This is a genomic window from Paenibacillus dendritiformis, assembly GCF_015845845.1.
Lineage (GTDB): Bacteria > Bacillota > Bacilli > Paenibacillales > Paenibacillaceae > Paenibacillus_B > Paenibacillus_B dendritiformis_C.
Window position 1 is genome coordinate 1 of record NZ_LDIG01000163.1, and the last position, 9,761, is coordinate 9,761.

Here is a 9,761-nt window from a genome sequence, read left to right on the forward strand (position 1 = left end):
CAAAGTCACTTTTCCCTTGACAAAGTAGCCCCAGGTACGCGTAGACCACATCCGGGTGAGTGACCGTGGGTTGATGTACACCGGGAAGCGAGGAACGAGTCAAGCGCTTGGCAATCTGGGTATGGGAAAGGAGCAAGCCAATGAGGGCAAGACCGGAATGAGCGGTCAGCATCTCCACGGACTGATCCAGTTGAAAACGTACGGGTTTCATCGATGGCACCTCCGGGGTGAGTTCAAGAAAATACGGGAATTCTTCCCTTTTCTTTATTTTACTTTACCGGAGACTCATTTTCTAACTTTTCTATGATTTCATTTCACGGATTCAGGAAAGAACAAAGCATATGCAGATGGGCTTATCGTGAGGAGGACAATTGCTTTCTGGAGTACACATATACAAGGGAGTGGCATGTGCCATACATCGACCTTACGCAATGCGATCATCGCTCTGAGGAACTGGAAGCCTTTGAAGCGATTAGCAGCGTATCCCCCTTTTTCACTAACAATCGATTACTGGCCAAAATCTTAATTGTTAAAGAGGAGACAGATAAACATCTTATTTATTTTTATGCCCAACACGCCGTTTGGGACTTTCTATCCACCGAAGTTCTGGGAAATCTGTTCCTCGATAAGATGCTTGGAATCGGTAAGCAAGTCATGGATAATGCGTACGGAGAATATGTGAAATCAAGAAAGGGAATGGAAGACAAACTGAAAAAGGATACCCACGGGTTTGTGGATCGCTTTTTGCATCTAGCAAAAAATTATGATGATGCAACAAGAGAGCAAACCATTCAATATTTCCTAGACGTGAGCTATCAAATGAAGCCAGGCCAAGCAGATGAGATCTTGAAAAATCCGATTCAGTGGGGAATCAAATTATTTGCTCTTATCAATATGGACGAGCCGAGCCAAGAGCAACGGACACTACCGTTTATTCTAATCCGGTTCAGCAGAGAGAATGCGGATCATACGACATTGGGATTATACCTGGATTCAGTTCTTCAGGTCGTGAATACGAATGGGTGGACCATTAATCAAGCGGAGAATAGCCGATACTCTTATGCTTTATTTGAACTTGAAAATTTGCCGAAAGAGGTAAGAAATAATTATTTCTCGAAAATACCGGCAATCAACTTTGTCACGGCGTTCGATCCTGCCTATTCGTTTGAACCATTCGGCAAATTTAAGATGGAAATCAAGAAAATGCCGGAAATAATCGTGACAAAAGGTTACATTTCCATTCGGATTATTAACGATGTCTTACATCTTCTGATTCCAAGTTTCGGGAATGAACGTGAAAGAATGGAAGCGATCATTAAAGGTTATTTGGAACAGAACTAGGAGCAATTGATTACTACAGCAGTACGAGTTGTTAATGAGACTGCGGAAACGGAGAGAAGAATGAAAATATACTGTTTTCCATATGCTGGGGGATCGGCTTCTGTTTTTTCGAAATGGAAAGAAATACAGGGAGACTGGGTTGAAATTGTGCCTGTTGAGTTGCCGGGAAGAGGAGTAAGATTCACCGAAGAATTATGTGATCGTATGGATCAATTAATTGATGATCTTTATAGCCGATTAGAACAGGGTTTCATTGAAGACGATTACATGTTGTTTGGTCACAGTATGGGGAGTTGGATCGTCTATTACTTGACCCATCGGATCGTGCAACTAGGTATCCGATCTCCTAAGCATCTTTTCTTGTCAGGAAAGGAAGCCCCGCACTTAAATAAAGGAGATTCTATCTCCTATACAATGAAGGACGATGAGTTTGCAAAGAAAATCTATCATCTGGGCGGTACTCCGTTGGAGTTTTTGGAAAATGAGGAGCTAAGAGATGTTTTCATTCCGATTTTAAAAAATGATTATAAATTGGTCCAAACCTGCCAATACGTAGAACCCGCCAAACCTTTCGCTTGCGGCATTACGATTTTTAACGGAAAAGAAGATGAATTGACAGAAGAAGACATCAACGAATGGAGCCGATACACCTCACAGGAATTTCAAGTTCATCACTTCAATGGCGGGCATTTTTTTATTCATGAGTACGCACAGCCAATCCTTCAAACGATGATTTCGGTCGCAAAAAAGAAAGAACGGGTCAAAGGCCTAAAGAAATGGGCAGACCCAAACTTAGCTGTCCATAACTATCAGATCAGCGGAAAGGAGTAGTATGCATAAATGTGCTGTTGTGTTCCCTGGTCAAGGGAGTCAGTTCGTCGGAATGTATAAGGCTATGTATGACGAATATGAAATTGTCAGAGAGACGATTCAAGAAGCGGAACAAGTAACGGGAATTCATTTAAGCGAATTATCTTTTCGTGGACCTTTATCCATACTGGCAAAAGCGGAACACGCCCATGTTGCGATTGTAGCATTTGGGGTTGCTGCGTTTCGAGTATTTGTCAGTGAGACGGGAATCACTCCGCAGTTTTGCGCGGGGCATAGTTTAGGTGAATATTCTGCATTGGCTTCCGCTGGTGTTTTGAAATTTTCGGATGCGCTCAAGCTGGTACAACTGAGATGTGAAATCAGCACGGAGATACAGCAAGCATCTGATGGCGGGATGACCATTGTAGACGGGATTGAAGCGGCGTTTGTTCAGGAAATCTGCAGACAACAACGCTTAAAAGGAAAGAAAGTGTATGTTTCGTGCTTCAATTCAGCTACGCAATGCGCGATTTCTGGTATAAACGCAGACCTTGTGGATACAGAGGGGATATTGCTTGAACATGAAGCGACTGTGTCGCCTCTGTTTTTAAGCGCGCCGTACCACTGTCCAATTATGGAACAAGGGATAGGGAAATTAAGGGATGCCATCTCAAGGATGGAGCTCGGCGATTTCAGATACCCGGTAATGTCGAATTGTACGGGCAAGCCGTATTATTCGAACCGATGCGTCGAAGAGAATTTAATCCAACATCTAATTCGTCCGGTAAAATGGAATTCGATTATTCAATATTTTGAAGAAAAAGGAATAAAATTCGTCGTTGACTTTAGCGCCAGAAATATATTTGAAGGGATTCTGGGTGAGCATCCAACACTCCAAACGATATGCTTTGGCGTAAGGGAAGAAAGGGACGCGGCCTTGAGATTATTCCAAGGCCCGGAGTTTGGTCCGAATAAATCCGCCTTAATCTCCAAGTGCATGCTGGCGGCAGTATCGACTCCCAACCGGAATTTTGACGAAGAGAATTACATTGCAGGTGTCGTTAGATCCTATCAACAACTTGTCGACATTAACACTGCTCTTGAGAAAGGAGAAATAAAATACTCTCAAGAAGTGAAACGGGACATTCTGCGATTATTGAAAAAGATTTTGGAGACGAAAAAGTTAAGCCTGCGGGAACAAGAGCAATGGTTTCAACAAATTTTGGATGAAACGGGCGCAAATTATCAAGGTATCATTTGAAACCATTTGCGCCCTGAGAATTAAGATAGCAGGGGAGCCGAATTGTTAATTGTATAATATTGACTGCTCAGAAAGGTTCTGATATCATACATTTGACAGTATACTGTCTAATGTGAGGGGAGGAGGTATGGTACCCTTAAGGTACCAGGTTAGCAGTAATGTCGATGGGAGGATGGGGAGGTTGACTGATCAACAAAGAGTGTTATTTTTCATGCAACAGACGTACGCAACCCTTTTTTCATTGACGAATAAGCTTCAGATCACGGGTGACCGCTATTTCGAAGGGATCACATCCCGCCAATTCATGGTGATGATGGCCATCATTCACTTGCCGGAAGAGGAGACGACGATCAATAACATTGCCAGAAAGCTTGGCACTACAAAGCAAAGTTTGAAACAACTGATCTTGCTTATAGAAAAAAAAGGCTATGTAGTTACTGTTCCGAGTAAGCGTGATAAGCGAGCCGTTAATGTAAAAATAACAAGTTTGGGTAAGCAAGTCATGCTGAAGGCGGCAGACCGCGGAATGAAATTCTTCCAAACCCTGTTTAAAGATTTCTCGACGGGATTAATTTTGTGGTCAGGCAAGGAGAAATTCTTGGTTTACTTGGTCCGAACGGAGCAGGAAAAAGCACGACGATTAACATATTGGCTACTTTATTAGAGGCAGATCAGGGTGAAGTCACTGTGCTGGGACATGATCTGCAAAGAAATGTAAAGCCGATTAAACAGGGAATTGGAATCGTTCCTCAAGACTTGGCCATCTATGAGGAAATTTCCGCCGAAAAAAATGTGCGTTTTTTTGCAAGTTTGTACAAGATAAAAGGCAAGCAATTGGACCTTTGTGTCAAGGAGGCCCTGGAAGTCGTCGGGCTTTATGATAGAAAAAATGATAAGCCGAAAACATTTTCAGGCGGGATGAAGAGACGGTTGAATATTGCATGCGGCATTGCCCATCAGCCCAAGATTATTATTATGGATGAGCCTACGGTCGGGATAGATCCTCAATCAAGGAACCATATTCTGGACTCCATAAAAGTTTTAAAAGAGAGAGGCGCGACGGTGATATATTCTACGCACTACATGGAGGAAGTAGAGGCTATCGCCGACAGAATTATCATTATGAATGATGGCAAAATTATTGCTGAGGGAACGAAGGAAGAACTAAAACAAAGAATGAATGACGGCATTACGTATTATTTCAGTGTTAAAAATCTTGAAGAATTAATTGAGGACCAGTTATATAACATTGAAGGCGTGATGAAAGTTAGCATCTCTGACAATTCGATCGATGTCAAGGTCGATAAGTCGAATGACAATCTCAATGAAATCATATCCGTCCTGACCGCAAATGGTTGCAAAATCGAGAACATGAAACGCAAAGAGGCGTCATTAGAAACCGTATTCTTGGAATTAACTGGACGAACGCTTCGGGATTAGGAGGATGGGAATGAACTTTTTGAGAATTATCAGATTCGATTTCATTAATATTGTTCGGAGCCCAATGCTGCTTATTATGAATACAGTGTTTCCAATCGTTTTGTTTATTGGCTTTGGTTTTGTAACGAGCAGTAATTTTGGAGGCGGGCAAGTCAGCTCTTATGATTATTACGGTGTGACCACGATCATTTTTTCTGCGATTATGATTTCAATGACCGTTACGAACACGTTCATGTCCAAAGAGGTGAAGAAGGGAAATATTCGACTCGCCTATGCTCCGGTGAATAAAACAGAAATTTACCTATCGAAGCTGATCGCCACTTATATTTTTGGTTCACTCTCGTATGCGATCATCATTTTGGTTGAACAAACCGTATTTCAGATAAACTTCGGCGGCAAAAATATGGGATATATTCTTTTGTTAATTAATATCCTTACTTTTTTCGGCTGCTGTCTGGGCACACTTGTCTGCTGTCTCTTCAAAAGCGAAGAAAGAGCTAACGCGATTATGCCTATCTTAGCGCTCTTATTTGTGTTTTTCGGCGGAATCTTCTCGCCAGTAGGTCATTATGGGCAATTCTTGCAGCAAGTAGCCAACTTTTCTCCAGTCAAGTGGGTAACAGATTCTTCCTTTCAGATCATCTACGATCAAGACTTCGGCATTTACCTTCCTACCATTGCCTTCTTGCTGTTTTTTTCCTTCATCTGTATTGGGATTAGTCAAATCATCTTTAAACCGGAGGAATACGTGTAATGATGAACATCGGAAATCTGTTTAAAAATAAGCTACACCGCATCCTGACCAAAAAAGAAGTGATTATTGTCGCGGTGATTATTATTCCGATCATGATTACAGCTGCCGTTCTTTTTGCCGGGAGAGAGGAGACGAAGTCCACAGTAGCTTGGGTTACCGCGGGCAATGCCGACGCGATTCCGCAAAATGATAAATACGACATTAAAGTATTGAAGGAAAAGCCGGAAATCTCGAATTTGCTGTTGGGCCATTATGATTTCATCTATGAAGAGAAAAGGAATGGGCAGCACGAAGTGGAGACGGTAATTAAAAGTAAAGCCGATAAGGAAGAACTTGAGAATTTCATTACGAAACATTCCCCTTTAGTTGGTAAACCCCCAGAGCGGGAAAGGGGGGGTGGAACGAAAATATTGGGCTTTGTCGTCATGATCTTGATTATGCAGGCAGTCGCGATTACATTGCTTTATCCAGAAGATCGTACATTAAAAACGCTTCGTAGAATATTTGCGGCCCCGGTGAATAAAACCCAATATATTTTTACACAAGGGCTCTTTACATTTATTTGTCTTTATGTTCCCACTTTTCTAGCCGTTGTAATGACCAGGGAATTATTTGGAGTAAAAATGGGGTTTAGTCTAGGCATGCTAGCGTTCTTAGTTGGACTTCTCACCGCGCTCTCTACTGCGTTTGCCTTATTTATTTCCTCGGTGCTCAGAGAAAATATCTCGTTAACAGCTAGCGGAATTGCGCTCGTTACTTCTTTATTGGCAGGTTGTTTCAACTCCTTTACAGTCAGCAACAATGTTCTGAATTGGATTTTGGACATCATTCCATTAAGAGCGTTTATGTCGTTAAGTGAAGGAATTGAGAATGGGAATGGCATATTCAATTATAAAGGGCAGATCCTTTATTTACTTGCCTGGACAATCGTTATGGCGCTTGCGGGGAGCATGATTGCCGCACGGAAAATGAGCAAAGGGATAGATTGAATGCTCATTTATCGGTTGATGCCAAAATAGATACCAGGGAACACTACGGACCGGAAAGAAGGAAGCAATGATGGATACCATTGGGATCATTGGCGCTGGGGTCATGGGGGCGGGTGTTGCGCAGTCCTTCGCCCAAAAGGGTTTGAAAGTGATTTTGATTGATATTGACAATCGGGCGCTCCATAAAGCCGAAGAGGATCTGCGAATGAACATTCGCTTTCATACTTTGTTCAACAAGTGTTCTACAGGAAAAGAGAGACTGGAAGATATTATAGCAAGAATCGAGTTGACGACCGACTATTATCGATTGAGTCAAGTAGATTGTGTCGTGGAAAATGTGACCGAACAATGGGAAATAAAGCGAAACGTTTATCTGCAAATTGATAAAATATGCCCTCCGCACTGCATTTTTTTGGTGAATACTTCTTGTATCTCGATTACGAAAATTGCCGCTTTAACCAAGAGGGCAGATAAAGTGATTGGCACTCACTTCATGAATCCAGTTCCATTAAAAGAAGCGATTGAAATTATTCGGGGTCATCATACGTCCGAAGAAACGCTTCAAGAAACCGTACGCTTGATGAGTGAACTGGGGAAAGAATGCATTATCGTTAATGATTTGCCTGGGTTTGTATCCAACCGAATCTCTCATCTATTTATGAACGAGGCTGCGTTTGTAGTACAGGATCAACTGGCAAGCCCGATTGAAGTGGATAAGTTATTTCGCAAATGCTATGGGCATAAGATGGGGCCTCTCGAGACGGCGGACTTAATCGGTCTTGATACGGTTGTTCATTCTTTGCACGTCTTATACGAGAGTTTTCAGGATACAAAGTTCAGATGCTGTCCCCTGCTCCAAAAGATGGTTGATGCGGGCTTGCTGGGCAAGAAATCGGGAAAGGGCTTTTACCAATATTGAATCACAGTCTTTCTACAAAATTATAGACAGGAGAAATGAGAGATGGAGCAAATCAAGGTGCAGATCAGAATCTTTCTTTCGAGGTATTTTCGCAAATATGAACTTCAGGATAATGAGGATATTTTTGGGCTTGGATTTGTAAACTCGCTCTTTGCGATGCAGTTAGTTATGTTTATCGAACAACAATTCCAACTCACGGTCGAGGACACGGATTTGGATATGGACAATTTCCGAAGCATTCAGGCTATTGCGGAGTTTATTGATAAGAAGCAAAGTGAAATCCAAGTATTCGCAGAGAGAGGGGTAAATCCTTGAACATTTCAGCCCAACAACGCAATCTTCAAATGGAATTTAGGGCATTTGTAGATCAGTTTGTCATTCCGAGTGCCGGGGAAAGTGATAGAACCGAAAAATTATCCCCGGAAGTGATGAAAAAGATGGCAGAGAAGGGGTACATAGGCTCCATGATAGCTCGGGAGTACGATGGGATGGGGCTTGATATGATCGGGCTTGGCCTGCTTAATGAAGAGTTCGGAAGAGGCTGCTCTTCTGCTCGAAGCCTGCTGACCGTTCATGGGATGGTGGCTTTAGCCATTAGCAGATGGGGGACATATGAGCAAAAAGAACAATGGCTCGGCAGGATGGCGAGCGGAGAAGTAATTGGGGCCTTTGCTCTGACAGAGCCATATGTAGGCAGCGATGCAAAAAGCATGGAAACAAGCGCTGATTTATTCGAGGATCATTACGTGATCAATGGCCGTAAAAAGTGGATTACTATGGGACAAATCGCAGATGTCTTCCTGATCTTTGCGCACTGCAATGGCAAACCGACAGCATTTCTGCTTGATAAACACACTGAAGGCTTTTTGATAAGACCGATTTCAGGAATGATGGGAGCCAGAGCCTCGATGCTGGCGGAACTCCGCTTCGATCAATGCAAGGTTCCAAAGGAAAATCGCCTGGGAGGAGAAGGCAGCGGGCTGTCTCATATCGCTTTAACTTGCCTGGATTATGGTAGATATACGATTGCCTGGGGTTGTGTCGGTTTAGGGCAAGCGTGTTTAGAAGAGTGTCTGCAGTATAGCAATACGAGAAGACAATTTGGAGACTTATTGTCAAGTCATCAACTTATCCAAAAAATGATTACCGAAATGGTGGTAGATATTAAAGCTGCCAGACTGCTGTGCTTGAATGCCGGTTATCTTAAGGAGCAGGGTGATCCGGACTCGATTATGGAAACATGGAACGCCAAATATTTTGCCTCCCGAATGATCAATAAAGTCGCAAATGATGCCATACAAATTCATGGGGCCAACGGATGCCATAACAGCTATCCGCTCGAAAGATACTATCGAGATTCCAAGCTGAATGAGATCATTGAAGGCACTACCCAAATGCATGAGATCCTGATCGCTTCGCATGCAAGCACTATGTTCTAAAATAACCAAAACGGGAACAATAAAATGATGTCATCAGCCGCCCTTATGCATAAAAGGGCGGATTTTCCTTTCACTTCTTTTTTTTGGCGCGACCTTCCTCTACTCATACCTTAGAAGAAGAAAGTATAATCCACCCAGAAGAGCGGCCCCAATGGCAATTCCGAGCAAACGGCCCATGAGCATCAGTTTGATGCCTTCCTTAATGGACTTCTTTTTCTTTGATTTTATTGTATTCTGACTTGCGGCAACTCTGATGAGAAACTTCCCCTGTTTATCACAGGGGAGCATTACTAGCCTCGGTGTTCCTATCGCAAAGAATTCAATATATTTGCTCAAAAACAGTTTTTCGAGAGTCTTGTTTAGATGGGCATGAATTTCCGCACTCTCACTTAAAGAACTTCCTTCTTCCTCGAGCGCGGCACATAACGCTTCAAATAAAGTAATAATATCATCTTCATTGCAATCAGATGGAAGGATGGACGAAAGTAAAATAGAACCGCCTGCTGTTATTTTCGCCTCCTCGCTATACTGAATGGCTTAAAGTCTGAATCATAGAAAAATAGTCAATACTGCTCAGTATTACGTTAATAGGAGCGGATTGATAAATGTGGACCTCATTAAGCAGTAATGACAATTTGATCATGGACATGTTTAACGTGGCATTGCAGTTGGAAGAGCCATGGAAACTGACGCATATTGAGTTTGACGATCAGGAACAAGTTTGGCACTTGCATCTTGATTTTGAGCGCGGGGCCGTATTTGCCTGTCCGCGGTGCAGCGCTGAATGTAAGGCATACGACAGTGAGAT

The 9,761-nt window shown here is 42.6% G+C and carries 9 protein-coding genes and 3 pseudogenes; 11 read left to right on the top strand and 1 reads right to left on the bottom strand.

Annotated elements, in window-relative coordinates; genetic code table 11:
• Positions 1-211 (bottom strand): annotated as a pseudogene (locus ABD76_RS16625) (IS1380 family transposase); the annotation flags it as partial.
• Between the two features lie 197 nt (positions 212-408).
• Between ABD76_RS16625 and ABD76_RS16630 the strand changes: the two are divergent.
• From ABD76_RS16630 to ABD76_RS29005, 11 genes and pseudogenes are all read left to right on the top strand, one after another.
• Positions 409-1,341 carry a hypothetical protein gene (locus ABD76_RS16630; protein WP_197258349.1) on the top strand — a complete coding sequence of 311 codons (933 nt, stop codon included), beginning with the start codon at positions 409-411 and terminating at the stop codon, positions 1,339-1,341.
• Between the two features lie 6 nt (positions 1,342-1,347).
• On the top strand, positions 1,348-2,172 hold the full coding sequence (locus ABD76_RS16635) for a thioesterase II family protein (protein ID WP_197258350.1): 825 nt from the start codon (positions 1,348-1,350) through the stop codon (positions 2,170-2,172).
• A 1-nt stretch (position 2,173) separates the two neighbouring features.
• Positions 2,174-3,412 carry an ACP S-malonyltransferase gene (locus ABD76_RS16640; protein WP_275100821.1) on the top strand — a complete coding sequence of 413 codons (1,239 nt, stop codon included), beginning with the start codon at positions 2,174-2,176 and terminating at the stop codon, positions 3,410-3,412.
• A 211-nt stretch (positions 3,413-3,623) separates the two neighbouring features.
• Positions 3,624-4,076, top strand: coding sequence for a MarR family winged helix-turn-helix transcriptional regulator (locus ABD76_RS16645; RefSeq protein WP_197258357.1), 453 nt, complete (start codon positions 3,624-3,626; stop codon positions 4,074-4,076).
• Positions 3,971-4,852 (top strand): annotated as a pseudogene (locus ABD76_RS16650) (ABC transporter ATP-binding protein); the annotation flags it as partial. The gene ABD76_RS16645 and the pseudogene ABD76_RS16650, both read left to right, overlap by 106 nt.
• Before the next feature lie 10 nt (positions 4,853-4,862).
• Positions 4,863-5,606 (top strand): ABC transporter permease, encoded by a 744-nt coding sequence (locus ABD76_RS16655; RefSeq protein WP_197258352.1) that lies wholly within the window; start codon positions 4,863-4,865, stop codon positions 5,604-5,606.
• The gene (locus ABD76_RS16660; protein ID WP_197258353.1) at positions 5,606-6,595 is read left to right on the top strand and encodes an ABC transporter permease; all 990 of its coding nucleotides are present in this window, start codon (positions 5,606-5,608) and stop codon (positions 6,593-6,595) included. Before ABD76_RS16655 ends, ABD76_RS16660 begins: the two co-directional genes overlap by 1 nt.
• A 67-nt stretch (positions 6,596-6,662) precedes the next feature.
• The gene (locus ABD76_RS16665) at positions 6,663-7,514 is read left to right on the top strand and encodes a 3-hydroxyacyl-CoA dehydrogenase family protein (RefSeq protein WP_197258354.1); all 852 of its coding nucleotides are present in this window, start codon (positions 6,663-6,665) and stop codon (positions 7,512-7,514) included.
• A gap of 42 nt (positions 7,515-7,556) precedes the next feature.
• On the top strand, positions 7,557-7,829 hold the full coding sequence (locus tag ABD76_RS16670) for an acyl carrier protein (protein ID WP_197258355.1): 273 nt from the start codon (positions 7,557-7,559) through the stop codon (positions 7,827-7,829).
• Positions 7,826-8,953 carry an acyl-CoA dehydrogenase family protein gene (locus tag ABD76_RS16675; protein WP_242069610.1) on the top strand — a complete coding sequence of 376 codons (1,128 nt, stop codon included), beginning with the start codon at positions 7,826-7,828 and terminating at the stop codon, positions 8,951-8,953. The genes ABD76_RS16670 and ABD76_RS16675 overlap by 4 nt, the downstream gene beginning before the upstream one ends.
• A gap of 605 nt (positions 8,954-9,558) precedes the next feature.
• A pseudogene (locus ABD76_RS29005) lies at positions 9,559-9,761 on the top strand (hypothetical protein); the annotation flags it as partial.